Raw genomic sequence first — 17,799 nt, 5'->3', positions numbered from 1 at the left:
CACTGGATACTCACATAAAAAGCACCTTACCCGCCAATCCAAGCCGCGTAACCCCGATAGCACAGCGGTTAGAGCGGGAACATGTATAGAAAACAATAGCTGTATTGGAAGTACATACTAAGTTTTACACATAAAAACTCCCTACCCGTTGCAAAATTTATATGTGAGGATTAAAACCGGAATCTAAAATTACGCATCCACACCTACAGCCTCACTTACAGAAGAAAAACCATCAGCCTTAAGTCTCTGAACCAAATCTTTTTTGATCTGGTTCAGAAGGCCAAAACCATGATAGGTGAAACTCGTATAAGCTTGAATTAAAGCAGCACCATTTCTAATTTTCGCATAAGCCGTTTCTGCATCTGAAATGCCACCACAACCTATGAAAACCAATTCCCCGTTTGTGCACCTATACATTTTTCTCAACAAACCTGTAGAAAGTTTAAACAGTGGTGTACCACTTAAACCACCGTATTCGACTTTATGCTTACTATGAAGGCTTTCCCTACATCCAATAGTAGTATTACTTACTATGATCCCGGCTACTTTGTGCTTCAAAGCAAGCGAAATAATACCGACCTCTGCTCCCTCAGCAAGATCAGGAGCCACCTTGATAAAAATCCGTACATTACTTCCAACTGCTGCCTTTACAGCAATAAGAAGTTCCTCAAGGATCTCCACTTTTTGCATATCCCTGAGACTAACAGTATTCGGAGAAGAGATATTTAGCGTGATATAGTCGGCAACCGAGGAGACATAGGCAGCCAAGCGTGCATAATCAGAAACGGCATTACTTGAAACAGCATTTTTTCCGATATTAACTCCTAAAGGTGGCAAATCCATGTGTGTCATAGCTTTCTTAAGCGATTTGAGGAAATAGGCTATCCCTTTATTATTAAATCCAAGTCGATTAATGATGGCACCGTCCTGCGGCAATCTAAACAATCGAGGACTGGGGTTCCCCTTTTGCGGTTTAAGTGTGACGGTTCCAAGCTCAATGAAGCCAAATCCTACTCTCCTGAGCGCAGTAACACATTCAGCATTCTTATCAAATCCAGCTGCAATACCAATTGGGTTTTTAAAATGCAAACCACACACCCTACTTTCCAGAATCGGGTCCTCAAAAGAATTTTGGCTTACAAATCCCGGAAAATGCTTGAGTACCACGCGAGTCACATCATGCGCAAACGACGGGTTCAAACGCTGCAGAAGTGCCACTAAAAGCTTCTCATGCATTTTACTCAGAAAAGCGAGAGACCTGCGAATTTTCCGTCACTTTCTGAAAATTTTCAAGATGGAATAGATAAATAAAACGCAAGAAGCGAAAAGTACAAGCAGTATGAGAAATACAAGCAACCTATTTTATCGGTGACTCTGTGCTAAGAGAAAATCAGCAAACTTCAAATCAAAAGGATGGGTAATCTTAAGATTACTGCTGTCACCTGGGATACATTCCACCTTTATACCGTGTGCAAGCGCTAGACTTCCGTCATCTGTATACCTCTTAGAAGGACACATGAAGTGCGCCTTATATGCTGCAAAAATCTTGCAAAAATCAAACCCTTGTGGCGTCTGCACTATTCTTAACTCATCTCTATTGACATCGGTTACTATACCTTCAGGTTCTCTTTTTATGATTGTGTCCTGTACCGGCACAACTGGAACAACACCCTCACAACCCTCCAATAAGCTCTTAATTACTGCATTGATCACCTTAGGGGTCGTAAAAGGCCTAGCTGCATCCTGTATCAATACGTGACTAGGATTTAAGCACTCTAACGCCTTTAGCCCAGAAAAAACTGAATCCGTTCGAGTATTACCAGCTTCTGACAATGAAACTACATACCCACTCAAGTTGCGCAAAATTGGCAAATAGTGCACCTCACACTTTGAATTGACAACAAGGTGTACACACTCAATTTTCGGATGGGCAAAAAGGGCTTCAACTGTGTACTGCAAAATTGCCTTGCCGCGGACCTGCAAGTACTGCTTTGGGAGAACCGAATTCGTTATCCTCGAACCACCACCTCCAGCAACAACTAGACCGGCAATTTTACCCATTCTTACAGAATAAACTTCGACAAATCCAGCTTCTTGATGATAGTCTGCAGATGTTTATCTACATATTCACGGTCAATTGAAAAAGTCTTCCCCACATTATCGTTGGCCTCGAAGTTAATTTCCTCAAGTAGTGTTTCCATTATTGTATGGAGACGCCTCGCACCAATATTTTCAACTTCATTATTGACCGTTATTGCAGCTTCAGCAATTGCACGCACACCATCTTTTGTGAATTCAAGAGAAACACCTTCTGTCTCCAATAATGCACAGTACTGCTTCAATAGGCTGGACTCAGTTTCAGTAAGAATACGGATCATATCTTCTACATCAAGCGAGTCAAGTTCTACCCTTATTGGCAAACGTCCCTGTAATTCTGGTAGCAAGTCTGACGGTTTAGCAAAGTGAAACGCTCCAGAACCAACAAAAAGTATGTGATCCGTTTTTACAACACCATATTTTGTCACTACCGTGGTTCCCTCTAAAAGAGGTAACAAATCCCTCTGAACACCCTCTCTATTCACTTCCCCTCTAACCTCTGTTCGAGCACAGATTTTATCTATCTCATCGATAAAAACCATACCCCTGTTCGTCACCAGATCTAATGCTTCTTTGATTATTGCGTCTTCATCGAAAAGATCCTCGACTTCTGCATCCGCAAGGATTTTCCTAGCATCTTTGACTTTAACTCTCTTTCTTTTGAACTTCTTATTGGCACCAAAGACCTTACTCATCATGTCCCCGATGTTCATCATACCGATCTGAGTACCTGGCATACCTGGGACATCCATCGTAGGAAAAACATTCTGAGGAAGCTCACGAACATTTATTTCAATTTCTGCATCATCTAATTTCCCTTCATCGAGCTTTTTCTCAAAAACAGCTCTTGCATCATGTTTTTCATCCTCACCATCAGCCAGATCGTCGTCCTCAGTATTTTTTTTACCAACCAGCGCATCAAGAATTTTCTCCTTGGCAGATTCTTCAGCTTCTTTTGAAAACTGCTTCCTCTTTTGATCTTTGACCTGGGCAACGGCACTATCAACAAGATCCCGAATTATCGATTCGACATCCCGACCGACATAGCCGACCTCGGTAAACTTTGTTGCCTCGACCTTAATAAACGGTGCCCCTGAGAGTTTTGCCACGCGTCTAGCAATTTCCGTTTTTCCAACACCAGTTGGTCCTATCATAAGTATATTTTTCGGAATGATTTCATCATGAAGCGGCTTCGGGATATTATTTCTCCTCCAGCGGTTTCTTATTGCAATCGCAATTTTTTTCTTGGCCAACTTCTGCCCAACAACAAATCTGTCTAGATAACTTACAAGCGCCTTTGGAGCAGCAGAATAAGCATCCTCCAAGATATGTTCGGCATCCTGCCCAACCGCAGCTGAATACTTAAAGACTTTCTCTGTACCCATGTTTTAAACTCTCACTAACTTCAACTACACTCTTTTGAAGCACAATCGATGACTTCAACCGTAAAATTTTCATTTGTAAAAACGCAGATCTTAGCAGCTATTTTCATAGCCGCTTCAGCAATCTGAAAAGCATCAAGATCACTGGCGTGAACTATAAGCGCTTTAGCAGCAGCTAGAGCATAGTTGCCCCCAGATCCAATAGCAGCAACACTATCCTCAGGCTCTATCACATCACCAGCACCATTCAGAATGAGCGTACCCCTAGCATCAGCTACAATCATCATCGCCTCTAACCGACGAAGAAATTTATCCGTACGCCAATCTTTCGCAAGTTCCACACACGCACGCAGAAGTTGCCCCGGATGAGCTTCCAATTTTGACTCTAGGCGTTCAAATAATGTGAATGCATCCGCAGTTGATCCAGCAAAACCCGATATTATCTTCCCATTTGAAAGACGCTTCACTTTCTGTGCAGTCGATTTTACAACGACTGCATTTCCCATAGTCACTTGTCCATCACCTATCATGACGACCTTGTCATCCTTTCTGATCGAAAGAATAGTAGTCCCATGAAACCCAGTACCCATTTTATATCTCCAAAAGCTAAACTAAATTGGTTACACGAATGAATGCTACAGCGCTTCTGCTAACACTCCGCGCTCATCCAATACATCTTTTGCACCAATCAACGCAAGGCTCAAGCGCTTACCCCGCAACATAAACTCTGTAATTGAGGCAACATCATCAACTTCAACAGCATCAATAACTTCGATCAGCTCGGCTCCATCTATGTACCTGCCAAAGTAATGAATCGACCTACCTATATGAGACGCACGAGACTCATTACTTTCCAGACTCATCAAAATCGACGACTTAATTTGCTGTTTTGCGCTTTCAACCTCCTCGATCGTAAGAGTATTCCGAAGCTTAGCCAATTCACCAAGGACCACTGCAACCAGCTCTTTTAGTCTCTTTGGATCCGTAGAAGAGTAAACACCCATAATTGCTGAGGTCTCACTCGGTGCATGAAAAGCGCTTATAGAGTAAGCTAGACCACGTTTTTCTCGCACCTCTTGAAACAATCTAGAAGACATACCACCGCCAAAGAGTATAGCAAGAACCTTAGCAGAATATACCTGAGAGATACCATCTGAGTAAGAAACACATGGCAATCCTAGAATGATATGGGTCTGCTCTAACTTGCGCTCTTCTCTATATTCAACAGGAACATACTTTGCCGGTAACCTATTTGCGGCGCGTCTGCTGATTGATTTTATACCTCCAAAATACTTCTCCGCCAGTGAGATAAATCTCTCAGCATCCACTTTGCCGGACGCAATGAGCATCATATTCTCAGAGTAGTAGTGCTGAGATATGAAAGAAGCGATGTCATTTCTTGTAAAGCGTTTAACATTCTCCCTAGAACCAAGAATAGGCCGTCCGTAAGCTTGATTCGGATATATGCTCTCAAAAAAACGGTCGAAGATAATATCGTCGGGTGCATCCTCAGTTTGAGAAATCTCCTCTAGGACAACCAATTTTTCACGCTCAAGCTCTTCCTCTGGAAAGATCGAGTTGTTGATCACGTCGGAAAGAATCTCCATCCCCTTATCTAGGTGCTCTTCCAACAGCCTTACATAGTAAACCGTATAACCCCTACTAGTACAGGCATTGAAATAACCTCCAAGTCGATCAAAATCTTCAGCTATTTGTGCTGCATTTCGTGTGCTTGTGCCCTTGAAAATCATATGTTCAAGAAAGTGTGCCAATCCACCATTTTCTTGAGTTTCACATTCACTACCAGCTCTGACCCAAACCTTTATTGAAACGGAATAATGCCCTGATATACTATCCACAAAAACTGGTAGATTATTTCCAAGACGTCTCTGAACTAGGTTTTGCACTTCTCTGGTGGAAAGCTTCAGGGGCCGATTCTAGCACTTGAAGTCGGGGAAATCAACTCGAGAACAAATGCATTCTTAGCCGGAGAAAAGGCACACCACATTCGAATTCAATCGCTATGTCTCAACAATTAAGGGATTTTTTCTAGTAGATGATTAGAATTGTGTTTTCCTCGCTTTTCAGCACTAAGTAGAAACTGTTTCCTACCCTAGCTCACTTGGAACCACCTAGTGAAGTAGCTCACCTTTCAAGTTACCGATGACCCAACGAACCTCAAAAAATACTTTCTTTCGCAAATTTACAAATCAGAGTTATACATACTGACAAAATAAGAAATTACTTTATTAAGATTTAAAAAAAGAATCTCACCACCAAAGGAATGTATATTATGCCAGTAAGCGTACTTATGAGAACGACAACTGCAACCTTCTCTGCCGGATAATTGAAAACACAACCCAAAAGCATGGTACTAACAGAAATTGGGACCACAGAAAGGATCAGCATGGCGTTGTACACTTTGTTGTTATCAAAAACGTGCAAAAAGGAGGCGTCAAGATAAACAAGACTAAGCATTAGAACCGGCCAAAGAAAGTACTTTACAAACATCGTGATTCCAATGCACTTCCAATCCACTTCGAACCTTTTTATAGTGCCCAGACCAAGACCAATAGTACTCATACCAAGAGTCACATAGGTGCTTCTCAGGTTTGCAAAAAATGGATCCAAAAATTCAGGAAAGTGTAAACACAAAAGCTTCATAGAAAATGCTATTACTATCCCGTGTAGCGGAGGCAGGCTTAGCGTCTTTTTTATACAATACATCGGAGAAAATGCTCCTTTAGACGCAACATAGAAACCATATGTGTTCTCAAAAAGAATGATTCCACTGTATGCAAGGATATATATCCCAACGGTTTCAGCATCAACAATCATAAGTGCGACGGGAAGACCAAATTGACCCGTGTTAAAGCTACCTGAACTAAATGCGATTATGTTCCTGAGACTATCATTATAAAAAAGCTGAGTAACTGTATACACAAGCCAGCACATGAAGCAACTTGTTAGAAAAACAATTACAGGAAGAAGTAATAGCTTCTGCATATTGTTCACACCAAGTAACCCGTTTAATATGACCAACGGTGAGAGGAGATATAAAAGGAGGGTTGCGATGGTATTACGATCGGTATTAAGCACCCTACCAGCAATGTAGCCCAGCAGTATCATCAGATAAAGAGGGAAAATCTTCCCCAAAACCACGAAGAACACCTACTTTTGCTAACAGGACAACTCTAAACTATAATAGCGACAATTTTCTATAAAATGAAAGAAGTACAGTATACAGAAGATTAATATGCCCAAGTTGACAGTAGCGTACGGTGACGGAGTCGGACCAGAAATAATGACATCGGTGCTCGAAATTATTTTTGAGGCTGGTGCAGAAATACAGATTGATACAATTGAAATTGGACAGAAGATTTATGAAAAAGGCTGGCATTCTGGGATTTCTGACTCCGGATGGGAAACCCTCAAGAGAAATAAAGTACTCCTAAAAGCACCGATAACAACTCCTCGCGGAGGGGGTGTAAGAAGTCTTAACGTAACGCTCAGAAAGAAGCTAGGACTGTTCGCCAATATTAGACCCTGCAAATCGCACTTAGAATGGCAAAGCCCTAAAATGGATATCGTCATTATCCGAGAAAATGAGGAAGACCTCTACTCAGGGACAGAATACAGACAGACCCTCGATACATACAACTGCACTAAGGTTATTACAGAAAGTACATCTGAGCGGATTTGTAGATATGCTTTCGAATACGCACGCAAAAACGGCAGAAAAAAAGTCACCGTAATGGTGAAAGATAATATCATGAAACTGACTGATGGAATCTTTCACAAACTGTTTAAGAAGGTCGCGCTTGAGTATCCAGATATCGAGAGTGAAAACTACATTATAGATATAGGGGCAGCAAGAATAGCAAAAAACCCTGAAAAATTTGATGTGATCGTCACGCTTAACCTATATGGAGACATTATTTCGGACATTGCAGCAGAAATTTCAGGATCAGTGGGTCTTGGAGGTAGTATCAATATAGGCGAAGAATACGCAATGTTCGAGGCTGTACATGGTTCTGCACCTGACATAGCAGACCAAGACATTGCAAATCCTTCCGGACTTTTGAACGCCGCAATGTATATGCTCAGTTATATAGGACAGAAGGAAATTGCACAAAAGGTCTATTCTGCATGGTTGAAGACACTAAAATCAGGTGTACATACCGCGGACATTTTTAATCCTTTGCACAGCAAGCTCAAGGTTGGCACTAAAAAGTTTACAGAACACATAATTCACAACATCGACAGAAAAAGTTTGGTAGCTTTCTCATGTAACAGTCTGGTCGAAGGTGTACTTCTTAAACCCCGATACCAGAGTAAGAAGGAAAAAGTTCTAATCGGTGTGGATCTCTTTATTAGCTGGGATAGTACAAATTTAGCAGCCCTTTTGGCTGCTTTAGAAAAAATAAAAGTAGACGATGTGATAATCCTGGGTAGCATAAGCGTCAAAGGCGTCTTGATTTGGCCAGAAGAAACAGCCGTCATGCCCTACAGTGACACTCTTTGTTGTAGATTCTTGGCAGAACCCAATAAGAGTCTAGCCACAACAGTTATCTGCGGTCTAATAAGTGAACTAGAAAATTCAGCAATAGAGGTCACCAAAATGGAGAAACTTTACTCCTTTGGCGATGAAGCGGGGTTTTCAAATATTTAAGAGATAGTGATACCTCGCGTTCATGACTTCTGCTCAGCGAACTTATGCAGAATCTTACCCTTAAGTAAAAAGGAACCAGATACCCAACTTAGAACAACAGAAGCCGGAACCCACAACACGGAGGTGAACAGAGCCCAAATTAACAAGCCTTACATCGCGTGGCCCGAACCGGACTCGAACCAGTGACACAAGGATTTTCAGTCCTTTGCTCTACCAACTGAGCTACCGGGCCAGCAGAGAAATTCTAATCTTTAGGGTTAGCTTTGTAAACATGCTTCTTCACAGGAGGAAGGAGAGGTGCAAAATCATAGAGATCTAGAAAGCCATTGGCATAACAACATACAAAGCACTTTCATCACCCTGAAATAATACTTGGGAAGTTGCATTGTTAAACTTCATTGTCACCTCTTTATTATCCAGAGCCAAGAGTATATCCAAGAGGTAAATATGATTAAAATAGATGCTAATCTCCTCACCGATGTCTTCATTTAATTCCAATGATTCTCGCCCAAAACTCGCATCAGAATTGCTAGCATCGAGATAAAGCTGCTTGCCCTTAATGCCAATACTAATTGCACGACTCTGATCGGGTGAAACAAGGCCAACTCTTTCTATACTGGTCGCTAAAGCCTTTCTATCAAATGTTAGAGAAGACTTGAAGCTGTGTGGAATGACCGCAGCAAAATTTGGGAATGTACCGGCTATCAACTTCGAATTTAAACGAACACCCCCGAACACCATCTTTATCCTACTGACATACTCCCTCCCATGAAGAAAGAGTTCAACTTCTTTGCCCGAAGAAAGCTTGATCATCTCTAATACGGTCTTCTTTGGAATTATGCAAGAAAACTTAAGACCCGTTTTTTTCATAAGTGTGGCCACTGCAAGCCTGTGTACATCAGTTGCAGCGACGGTTATTTTTTCACCATCCGACTCAAAATATACACCATTGAGATGTTGCCTCGTCGATTCAGTTGAAGTTGCAAACCGCACCTTATTGAAGAGACTCCTTATTTCATCCACCGCAAAGTTAATTTGCCCAATTTTTTCCTCTTCACTTATCAATGGAAAATGTTTTGCATCTAAGTATGGTAAGGAGAACTCTATTCTTCTGCTACGAACAACTAAATTATTCTTTTCAATAGAGAGAACAACTCCAACATCAGTTGGAAGACGCTTGACTATCTCATACAATCTGAACGCATCTACTGAGATTACTGCATCAATTACACCTTCAATTCCCAGCAACGAATCCGTAAGTGAAAGCTCATTATCAGTTGTGGTTAACTCTACTGAGGTACCAGTGAAACGCACCCTAACATGCGACAAATAAGCTATAGTGCTTTTCCTTGTCGACACACTGACAAGATTCGCAAGAATTCTTGTCAACGCATCTTGCTGCACAGTAACGGAAGAGTATGCGTTTTCTTTCATTTTAGCGGAGAGAAACAGCGGGGATTATACCAATTTATCTGTATAGTGTGAACCTAAAGATTCACATGCACGGGTTGTGTGGGATTATACTAGTATGTTAGTGTTCTAGTATTTCCCAGAACCGAAGCAGATGCGTAAGAGATCCGCTTTTGGGATAGCTTTACCTTCATTCGATAGGCATAACACACACATAATAGAACATTCCTTTCTTTGTGATGTCCCACTCGAAGGAGACTCTCTGACAAACTTAAGGGATTTTACCCATATGGAATTGCAGGGGAAAGCATATGTTTTACCTAAACAATCGCAATCCAGTGTGTGCATATTCGCAGATAGTGCAAGTACTGGCATCCTAAAATGCAACGCGCTTGTAACGAACAAGCCTCAGCTATTTCTCGTGATAAAAACAACAAATTCTGTCCCTTTACTACTCTCTGATCATATAAACCGTGTTATAGGGATCGCAAATGTAGATCTCAATAGGTCAGATGAATTAGTCCAAAATACGGTTCTTAGGATGTTAGAGTCTGGCGCTGAAATGAGGTATATAAACGCTGTCCTAGGACCGTACATGCACGACAAATACAACAACACGAAAAACGGACTCCCTAGCAGTGATACAAGCACGAGTTTCGTACAATACCCTTCCTGGAAATGTACTATCAATTTACATGACCATTCCATAAAATTATTAGAGAAGGTGGGAGTACGAAGTATACGGGGCATAAACATGTATACTCACTCACACGGAAAGGAAAGTACTCGGGATAATCCTGACGTGTCTAAAGAAGATAGTAAAACTTGCAACATAAGCATGATTTCTATCAGCACGACAGAAAATTCTCACATGAGTATGCAGTGTGAAAGCACAACAGACTGGGACAGTTTTATACAAGATATCACAAAGGTTTCAGACAGATTTGCCTACCCATGTCATAACCTAAGAAAACCTGCGAGGGACATTACACAAAACATAGAAGGCAAAGTCGAGATATACAATAAATCAAGTAGCTTGAACACAAATAATCTTGATTTCGCTAAAAGTGCGGATCCTGATTTTTTGCGAAAAATCAAACGCGGAAAGATCAATATAGATAAAACACTAGATCTTCACGGTGAAACTATGGAAAGCGCTTACCAGAAAACAATTAAATTCATTTTAGAAAATTACGTAAACGGTTTTCGTCACCTTCTAGTTATTGTCGGAAAAGGAAGAACCGGTGACGCAGTTATCAAGACAAGTTTTGTATCATGGCTAGAAAACAACGCCGAAATACAAGGTCTGATCAAATTCGTATCAGAGGCACTGCCGCATCACGGAGGCGAAGGGGCATATTACGTCCTTCTAAGAAGGAAAAAGCCATCCGACGAATAGAAGCACAAGACAAAACTATAAGAGCTGGGATGGCAGGATTCGAACCTGCGCATCACGATACCAAAAACCGTTGCCTTACCGCTTGGCTACATCCCAAGGACGTCGTAGAGTGTAACACACTTGTATGAAGTATTAAATTGCCACAGCACCAGTAATTTTAAATACACCACAAGCTAGAACAAACGATCTTACAGTATCCGCTCGGCACTCACGTACTAATTGATCATATCGCTGCAGCATACCCTGTACTTGAGAATCTCCACACCTTCAATTAATGCAAGCTTGTCAACTGCAAGATCAAAGTCATGTCCTAGAACAATTCTCGTGTATTGAGAATCGTTACGCACAACGAGTGTAACCTCATACTTACCACCACGCCTTAGAACATCCTTCAGTGCAGTGACCTGTTCTTTGCGATTTACGAGAATTGCAAATCTTCCGTTATAATTCGAAAAGATAAATTCGTGTAATTCAGCTAAATTGGTACATACATAGCCATTATCACTCTTTAAGAGAGTCAGTACGACTTTCACACCAACTACAAAAAGTTCACGTCTGGAATCTATAACGTCGGACTCGTAAAACATAACAGTGTATATGTCGTTTACTGTTGAAACATGCATCACAGCAAACTTTCTGTCCCCTCTGGACCTTATCCTTAGTTCAGTTATCACACCAGCAATCTGATTCGGAGAAAGCTTTAAAAACTTTCGATATGGAAAGAGAGGGTGATCAAAAAGAAAAAAGCCAAAGGCATCAAATTCACACTGTGTCCTTTCAAAAAAATTCCAGGGCTTTACGGTCTTTTCCGGTTTGTTCACAGAGATATCAAATAATGTCATCTGTGCACCATCATCCTCTTTTCCCACTAATTCCTTCAGACAAGAATAAAGTCCACTCCTATCAGGAGAAAGTACATCCGTAGCACCTGACTTTATGAGACTTTCAACAGCCTTTCTATGAACTATTTTTCCATCCAAGCACCTTTGAAGTTCTGGAATTGTTGCGAACGGACTTCTTCTCTGTATTGCTGAAGCTGCAGCTTCTCCAACATTCTTCAAAGCTGCAAGCGAGTACCTTATCGCATTATCTTCAATAGAGAATAAAATTTTTGACTTATTTATATCTGGAGGCAGAATTGTGATACCATAATTTTTTGCATCTTGTATTAGGATTGCGAGCTTGTCTGTATGGTGCAATTCAAGGTTAAGAGCGGCCGTGGTAAATTCGATTGGAAAATTAGCCTTGAGGAAGGCTGTTTGATATGAGATTAGCGCGTATGCAGCAGCATGCGACTTATTAAAACCATAGCCAGCAAATTTTTCTATCATCTCGAAAATTTCTTGAGCTCTTTCTGTCTCGATTCCGTTACGTTTTGCACCCTCGACAAATTTCTCGGCTTGCTCTGACATTTCCGCGCGTATTTTCTTACCCATAACACGTCGGAGAATATCTGCTTCGGCTAGTGTATACCCAGCAAGAAGCCTAACCATTTCCATTACCTGCTCTTGATAGATGACAACACCAAAAGTTTCCTTCAATGAAGACTCAAGTAGCGGATGTGGATATTTGACTGCCTCTTTTCCATGTTTTCTTGCTATATATGTCGGAATATTCGCCATAGGACCAGGCCTATTAAGCGAGATCAGGGCAATTATATCTTCAAAACAGTCCGGGTGCAGACGTTTTAGCGTCTCACACATGTATGCGTTATCCAACTGGAATACACCTATCGCATTTCCTGCTGAAAGAAGGTCATACGTTCTCTTATCGTCAAGAGGAATAGAATCTATATCAAAATTGGGATTTTTTAAGCGTACCAACAAGCACGCCTGATTGATCACTGTTAACGTTTTCAAACCAAGAAAATCAAACTTTATTAATCCTGCTTTCTCAACATATTTCATCGAATATTGGGTAACTGGAATATCTGACTCCTTGTCGTGGTAAACGGGAAGATAATCCTCTATCGGAGTATCACTAATAACTATTCCAGCAGCATGGGTAGAGGTATGTCTTAGCGTTCCTTCCAACTTAAGAGCAAGATCAAGCAACTTTGCTATAGATTCATCATCTTCACTTTCTCTTTGGAGATCTTTGTCAAGATTTATTGCTTCCTGGAGAGAAATCGGATTAGCGGGATTGTTAGGAATCATTTTACAGATCCTATCGACTCGACCATACGGTAGCTGGAGCACCCTTCCAACATCTCGCAACGCAGCTCTGGGCTGGAGGGTACCAAAAGTCATTATTTGAGCAACGTGACCATATTTTTTTCTCACGTACTCTATTACAAGATGGCGCTTTTCCTGACAGAAGTCCACATCAAAATCCGGCATCGATACACGAACCGGATTCAAAAACCTCTCAAAAAAAAGGGCAAATTTCAGTGGATCTAAACCGGTAATACCGAGGCACCAGGCAACTATTGATCCGACTCCAGATCCTCTTCCAGGACCAACGACGATGCCGTTGGCCTTACTCCAACGTATAAAATCAGCCACTATCAAAAAGTAGCCAGCATAATTCATGTCAATGATAATACCAAGCTCGTACTCAAGCCTGTCCAAATAATTTTGTGGAACATCAGCCCCCATCCTTCTGTGTAAGCCAATGTAACTTAGACGCCTCAACTCATCGCTCTCGTCCATTTCGCATTCAAACTTGGGCAGAATAGGACTTCTCACTTCTGGCATAAAGCTACAACGACGCGCTATCAAGACAGTATTGTGCAGCGCCTCCTTCAAATCAGCAAAAAGTGCAATCATTTCCTCTGCACTTTTAAAATACGATTCTGGAGAGTAATGTACGCGGTTTATATCGTTGACATACGTAAGGCTTCCTATGCAAGTCAATACGTCATGCGCCTCCCTGAAATCCGTATCTGGAAAAAGAACATCGTTCGTAGCAACAAAAGGAATATTATGCTCATATCCAAGTTGAATAAGTTTTTCCTCTGCAGATTGATTACCCAAACGTTGTATTTCGACAAAAAGGTCCTTACCAAAAACTTGCTTTAGATCGGATACCAAAGTTTCTGCATCAATCGAGTAACTGTTGATAGCATCAATAAAGAACTCTCCTAGCAGAAGAATTAGACCCTTGCTATGTGTGAAAACCTCATTCAGCGCAACTCTCCGCAAGGAAACTATCCCAGAAAGCTTAATCATGTTGTGATAGCCCTCTTCGTTTTTTGCAATCAAGAGTACACGTGAATCAACACGATTATGTGAAATCGAAAGATCAATCCCAATAATCGGCTGAATACCAGAAGCCTTAGCATACTCAGCAAACTCAAGCGCCCCTGCCATTGTATCAATATCAGTGAGCGCCACAGCTGGCATACCAGCAGCACGGGCCAGATCAACAATTCTCCTAGGTTTGGTTACTGCCCTCAAGAGCGAATAATCGCTTCGTACTCTAAGATGTACGAATGTCTGCCGCCGCATTAGAGGTAGAACTAGTTATCCAAGCCTACAGCCGCAAAGATCGTCTGCTTACCACGATTTATCAGCATTAGGAGCGACCTTTGCCCCTTTTTCTTTGCTTCGTCTATGTGCTGTTTAAACTCCTGGACAGTAGAAATCTGCCTGTTGGTACCAACCCCAATAATTATATCCCCAGCTTTGAGAAAACTCTCTTTGTCAGGATCAACGGCCAAGACCACCACCCCTTCAATGCTAGCACCAAGCCCAAACGAATTTCTAATCGTATCAGTCAGATTGGAAACCACTAATCCTATGACCTCTAACTGCGATGCCCCATCGTCTGCATACCTTTGCGGTGTTTTTTCAATTTTTACCTTCAAAGACACCGTCTCCTTATTTTTAAGAGCATCCCTGACTACAGACAGTTCTATTGTATCACCTATTCTCCGCCCGGAAACTTCCCTTACTAATCTCCTTGAACCGCTAATTTTCTCCCCGTTCACAGCTGTAATAACGTCTCCAACCCTCATCCCAGCTTTATACGCAGGTCCATCTTTTTCAACACTCGCCACCAGAACACCGGATAAGTCTCCACCAAGTGAGTCTTTTGTTTCGTTTGTGATCTCTTGGATGACAATCCCTATCCATCCACGCTGAATCTGCTTACCCTTAGCTAGAGCTTCTATCACTGGCTTCGCAACATTCGATGGCACGGCAAAACCAATCCCTGCACTTCCACCATTAGAATACACAGCAGCCGTATTTACACCAATTACTTCACCCTTTGCATTACAAAGCGGTCCTCCAGAATTACCAGAATTGAGCACAACGTCCGTCTGTATAAAATCGCTGTTCTGAGATAGACCGATCTCTCTACTGATCGCTGAAACAATTCCAGCACTGACAGAGCCCCCTAAACCAAAAGGATTACCAACTGCTATCACCCAGTCCCCGGGCCTCATTTTAGACGAATCACCAAAACGCAAATATGGAAGACCACTTACTCCAGAAATTTTTAGCGCAGCAAGGTCGGTTTTTTTATCATACCCAATCACCGTAGCCTCATACTGTTGGCACGCTTCACTACACTGACTCAGAACGACCCTGATTTTATCAGCATTCGCAATGACATGATAATTCGTAACTATAAGCCCATCATCGGAAATCAAAAAGCCAGAACCCAAAGATGTCCCATACTTCTTACCCGGATTCTTGTTGCGAAAAAACGGCTTAAGGCGCTCACAAAATTCAGAAAACTCTTCCAAAATAGCCGGGTTACCACACAGACCCTGGTTATCCATCCTTAACCTGTATTCGCTGGAAATATTCACAACCGCAGGAGCAAGCCTTGAGACAACATCAGAAAATCCCTCAGATGGCACAGCCCCAGCAGCAAAAGAACAGTTCAAAAGTACAGCTAGGAAAAATATCTCATAAAACCTATTTCTTCTCATTAACATCCTTCAATGTAGCCAAAAACTCATCACTCGAGTTGATAATAAATTTTGTATTACCCCGACTAAAAACCTTCCTGTAGGCAATTATCGTCCTGTAAAACTTATAGAAATCTTGATCAACTGCATACGCCTCCGCGTATAGTTTAGCAGCCTCAGCATCACCTTCACCTTTGATCGATTGCGCCTTTGCATATGCTTCAGTTAGAATGACTTTCTTCTCCCTATCAGCATTCGCGATTATTTTCTGCGCTTCTTGGTAACCCCGTGCCCTTATTTCACGTGCTTCTTTTTCTCGCTCTGTTTGCATCCTTTTAAAGATCGCATCACTATTTTCTTCCGGAAGGTCAGTCCTTTTGATGCGAACATCTACTACAGCGACCCCAAAATCTGACGCAACATTTCCAGAATGCAATTTTATCTTGTTCATCACATCTGCTCTCTCCTCAGTCAGAATACTGACAAGAGGTACCAGACCTATCTGTTCTCTCATATTTGCCTCAACCACTGGAGCCAACCTACTCTCAAGATTAGCTATACTCCTAGTAGAGCGATAAAATTGTACGGGATCTATAATCTTATATTTCGCGTAGTAACTAACTATCAATCTCTTTTGATCAGCGGCGATGACCTCCCTAGAATCGGATGATAAGTCCTGTATCCTAGTATCGATCACTATGACTTTATTGATGAACGGGATCTTAAAATGCAAACCTGGTTCAAGTGGCTTTTCAGTTACCACCTCACCGAACTGTAAAACTATAGCTTTATACCCCTCGGGAACCACAAACACGCTGAGATTCAACAGCAAAAAAAAGCCTATAACAACTGCTAAAACTCCTCTCATTTGACACCACCCTTCTGTAAATCGAAGAACTTGAATATATTGCTATCATCAGCAATGATTTTCTCGGTGTTCTTATAAACCTCTTCGAGCATTTCAATTCGCATTCTCATCTTTGTTATGTCGGGGTTAACTCTATACTGGTTATAAATTTCGATGAACCTCTTCGTGTCACCCACAGCGCGATTTATAGCTTCTATCTTGTAGGCTTGTGCACCTTGCAGAGCAACCTCAGCCTCACCACGAGCTCTAGGTAAAGCGTCGTTCCTATAGGAGTAGGCTTGGTTGATTTCCCTTTCCTTATCAGCACGAGCGCTCTGCACATCACGGAAAGCATCTATCACTTTCTCAGGGGGGTCAACTTTTTTCATTTGGATTGAAAGTATCTCGACACCCATATCATAACCATCAAGAATTTCTTGCAATTGTTTTTTCGTATCTGAAGCGATTTTTGCTCTGCCTTCACCTCTCAAAATAAAGGATATCTCATTTTGTCCAATTGCATCCCTCATGGCACTTTCGGCAGCACCTTTGACACTCAACCCAAACCCATAATCCCTGACTTTATACAGAAACTTATAGGCGTCCTTTATCCGCCATTGAACCTCGAAATTTGCGTCGAGAATATTCTCATCACCTGTGAGCATTATGCCCTCACCTTCCCCTTTCTTGCCAGAGGAATAACCTATTTCGTTACGATTTATAGCAGCTACCTTTACCTTATCGACACGACCAATCGGGAAAGGAAAATGGTACCTGAGACCCGGATCCGCCATCCCTGTATACTTACCAAAGGTAAGTTCCACCGCCTGCTCCTCAGGGTTAACAACATAAAAGCCCGACAAAACCCAAAGGATGCCAAACAAACTAAGGAGACATAAGATGAACCACCAACTAAACCTTGATCCTCCACGACGGAAAAACTTACCACGAACAGACAGTAAAAGTCCCTCTATATCGTAAACATTTCTGCGAGTTGCTCTCGTCCTCCGTGGTGGTTCGTCGTCAGAACCCCAAGGGTTGTCATATCTAGCTAATGTCATCCTATATTTTCTCTCTAGACCACCACGATTAATTAAATCTAATTGATTTTCACTCTTGCTTCAAGGATAA

At 41.7% G+C, this 17,799-nt stretch carries 13 protein-coding genes and 2 tRNA genes; 2 read left to right on the top strand and 13 right to left on the bottom strand.

The genetic code is table 11. The features are described from left to right. Positions 1–189: 189 nt before the first annotated feature. From NSE_RS00700 to NSE_RS00675, 6 genes are all read right to left on the bottom strand, one after another. Positions 190–1,236, bottom strand: coding sequence for a quinone-dependent dihydroorotate dehydrogenase (locus NSE_RS00700; RefSeq protein ID WP_011451580.1), 1,047 nt, complete (start codon positions 1,234–1,236; stop codon positions 190–192). Positions 1,237–1,362: 126 nt separating this feature from the next. Then, the gene (locus NSE_RS00695; RefSeq protein WP_011451579.1) at positions 1,363–2,061 is read right to left on the bottom strand and encodes an IspD/TarI family cytidylyltransferase; all 699 of its coding nucleotides are present in this window, start codon (positions 2,059–2,061) and stop codon (positions 1,363–1,365) included. Positions 2,062–2,063: 2 nt separating this feature from the next. Beyond that, a complete protein-coding gene (hslU, locus tag NSE_RS00690) occupies positions 2,064–3,482 on the bottom strand; it encodes an ATP-dependent protease ATPase subunit HslU (RefSeq protein ID WP_011451578.1) in 1,419 nt (472 codons plus the stop codon). 20 nt (positions 3,483–3,502) lie between these two features. Beyond that, entirely contained in the window at positions 3,503–4,069 is a 567-nt protein-coding gene (gene hslV, locus NSE_RS00685; protein WP_011451577.1) for an ATP-dependent protease subunit HslV, read from the bottom strand. A 45-nt stretch (positions 4,070–4,114) separates the two neighbouring features. Next, positions 4,115–5,386, bottom strand: a complete 1,272-nt coding sequence (locus tag NSE_RS00680) for a M16 family metallopeptidase (protein WP_011451576.1) — start codon at positions 5,384–5,386, stop codon at positions 4,115–4,117. A gap of 349 nt (positions 5,387–5,735) precedes the next feature. Continuing rightward, positions 5,736–6,650: an AEC family transporter gene (locus NSE_RS00675; RefSeq protein WP_011451574.1), complete on the bottom strand. Its 915-nt coding sequence runs from the start codon at positions 6,648–6,650 to the stop codon at positions 5,736–5,738. A gap of 85 nt (positions 6,651–6,735) precedes the next feature. On the opposite strand from NSE_RS00675, the gene icd reads away from it, so the two are divergent. Further along, positions 6,736–8,151 carry an isocitrate dehydrogenase gene (gene icd, locus NSE_RS00670; protein ID WP_011451573.1) on the top strand — a complete coding sequence of 472 codons (1,416 nt, stop codon included), beginning with the start codon at positions 6,736–6,738 and terminating at the stop codon, positions 8,149–8,151. A gap of 159 nt (positions 8,152–8,310) precedes the next feature. Here icd and NSE_RS00665 read toward each other — a convergent pair. Then, a tRNA-Phe gene (locus NSE_RS00665) sits at positions 8,311–8,383 on the bottom strand. An 83-nt stretch (positions 8,384–8,466) separates the two neighbouring features. Next, the gene (gene dnaN / locus NSE_RS00660; RefSeq protein ID WP_011451572.1) at positions 8,467–9,585 is read right to left on the bottom strand and encodes a DNA polymerase III subunit beta; all 1,119 of its coding nucleotides are present in this window, start codon (positions 9,583–9,585) and stop codon (positions 8,467–8,469) included. A gap of 130 nt (positions 9,586–9,715) precedes the next feature. On the opposite strand from dnaN, the gene NSE_RS03980 reads away from it, so the two are divergent. After that, the gene (locus NSE_RS03980) at positions 9,716–10,960 is read left to right on the top strand and encodes a Smr/MutS family protein (protein WP_157858658.1); all 1,245 of its coding nucleotides are present in this window, start codon (positions 9,716–9,718) and stop codon (positions 10,958–10,960) included. Between the two features lie 24 nt (positions 10,961–10,984). On the opposite strand, the gene NSE_RS00650 is transcribed toward NSE_RS03980, so the two are convergent. From NSE_RS00650 to hflK, 5 genes are all read right to left on the bottom strand, one after another. Then, positions 10,985–11,056: transfer RNA gene (locus NSE_RS00650), tRNA-Gln, on the bottom strand. A gap of 119 nt (positions 11,057–11,175) precedes the next feature. Next, the gene (gene dnaE / locus NSE_RS00645) at positions 11,176–14,409 is read right to left on the bottom strand and encodes a DNA polymerase III subunit alpha (RefSeq protein ID WP_011451570.1); all 3,234 of its coding nucleotides are present in this window, start codon (positions 14,407–14,409) and stop codon (positions 11,176–11,178) included. A gap of 11 nt (positions 14,410–14,420) precedes the next feature. Continuing rightward, positions 14,421–15,842 carry a Do family serine endopeptidase gene (locus NSE_RS00640; protein WP_011451569.1) on the bottom strand — a complete coding sequence of 474 codons (1,422 nt, stop codon included), beginning with the start codon at positions 15,840–15,842 and terminating at the stop codon, positions 14,421–14,423. Continuing rightward, the gene (gene hflC / locus NSE_RS00635; RefSeq protein WP_011451568.1) at positions 15,829–16,689 is read right to left on the bottom strand and encodes a protease modulator HflC; all 861 of its coding nucleotides are present in this window, start codon (positions 16,687–16,689) and stop codon (positions 15,829–15,831) included. Before hflC ends, NSE_RS00640 begins: the two co-directional genes overlap by 14 nt. Then, entirely contained in the window at positions 16,686–17,729 is a 1,044-nt protein-coding gene (gene hflK, locus NSE_RS00630; RefSeq protein ID WP_011451567.1) for an FtsH protease activity modulator HflK, read from the bottom strand. The genes hflC and hflK overlap by 4 nt, the downstream gene beginning before the upstream one ends. Positions 17,730–17,799 lie beyond the last annotated feature (70 nt).

Source organism: Neorickettsia sennetsu str. Miyayama, from assembly GCF_000013165.1.
Classification (GTDB): Bacteria; Pseudomonadota; Alphaproteobacteria; order Rickettsiales; family Anaplasmataceae; genus Neorickettsia; species Neorickettsia sennetsu.
Note: the sequence above shows the minus strand (reverse complement) of the source record. Positions and strands in the feature narration are given on the sequence as shown.

Bases quoted from the DNA above. Each gene is read 5' to 3' on its own strand.
- NSE_RS00700 (WP_011451580.1), bottom strand. From the start codon at position 1,236: ATGCATGAGAAGCTTTTAGTGGCACTTCTGCAGCGTTTGAACCCGTCG.
- NSE_RS00695 (WP_011451579.1), bottom strand. From the start codon at position 2,061: ATGGGTAAAATTGCCGGTCTAGTTGTTGCTGGAGGTGGTGGTTCGAGG.
- hslU (WP_011451578.1), bottom strand. From the start codon at position 3,482: ATGGGTACAGAGAAAGTCTTTAAGTATTCAGCTGCGGTTGGGCAGGAT.
- hslV (WP_011451577.1), bottom strand. From the start codon at position 4,069: ATGGGTACTGGGTTTCATGGGACTACTATTCTTTCGATCAGAAAGGAT.
- icd (WP_011451573.1), top strand. From the start codon at position 6,736: ATGCCCAAGTTGACAGTAGCGTACGGTGACGGAGTCGGACCAGAAATA.
- dnaN (WP_011451572.1), bottom strand. From the start codon at position 9,585: ATGAAAGAAAACGCATACTCTTCCGTTACTGTGCAGCAAGATGCGTTG.
- NSE_RS03980 (WP_157858658.1), top strand. From the start codon at position 9,716: ATGCGTAAGAGATCCGCTTTTGGGATAGCTTTACCTTCATTCGATAGG.
- dnaE (WP_011451570.1), bottom strand. From the start codon at position 14,409: ATGCGGCGGCAGACATTCGTACATCTTAGAGTACGAAGCGATTATTCG.
- NSE_RS00640 (WP_011451569.1), bottom strand. From the start codon at position 15,842: ATGAGAAGAAATAGGTTTTATGAGATATTTTTCCTAGCTGTACTTTTG.
- hflC (WP_011451568.1), bottom strand. From the start codon at position 16,689: ATGAGAGGAGTTTTAGCAGTTGTTATAGGCTTTTTTTTGCTGTTGAAT.
- hflK (WP_011451567.1), bottom strand. From the start codon at position 17,729: ATGACATTAGCTAGATATGACAACCCTTGGGGTTCTGACGACGAACCA.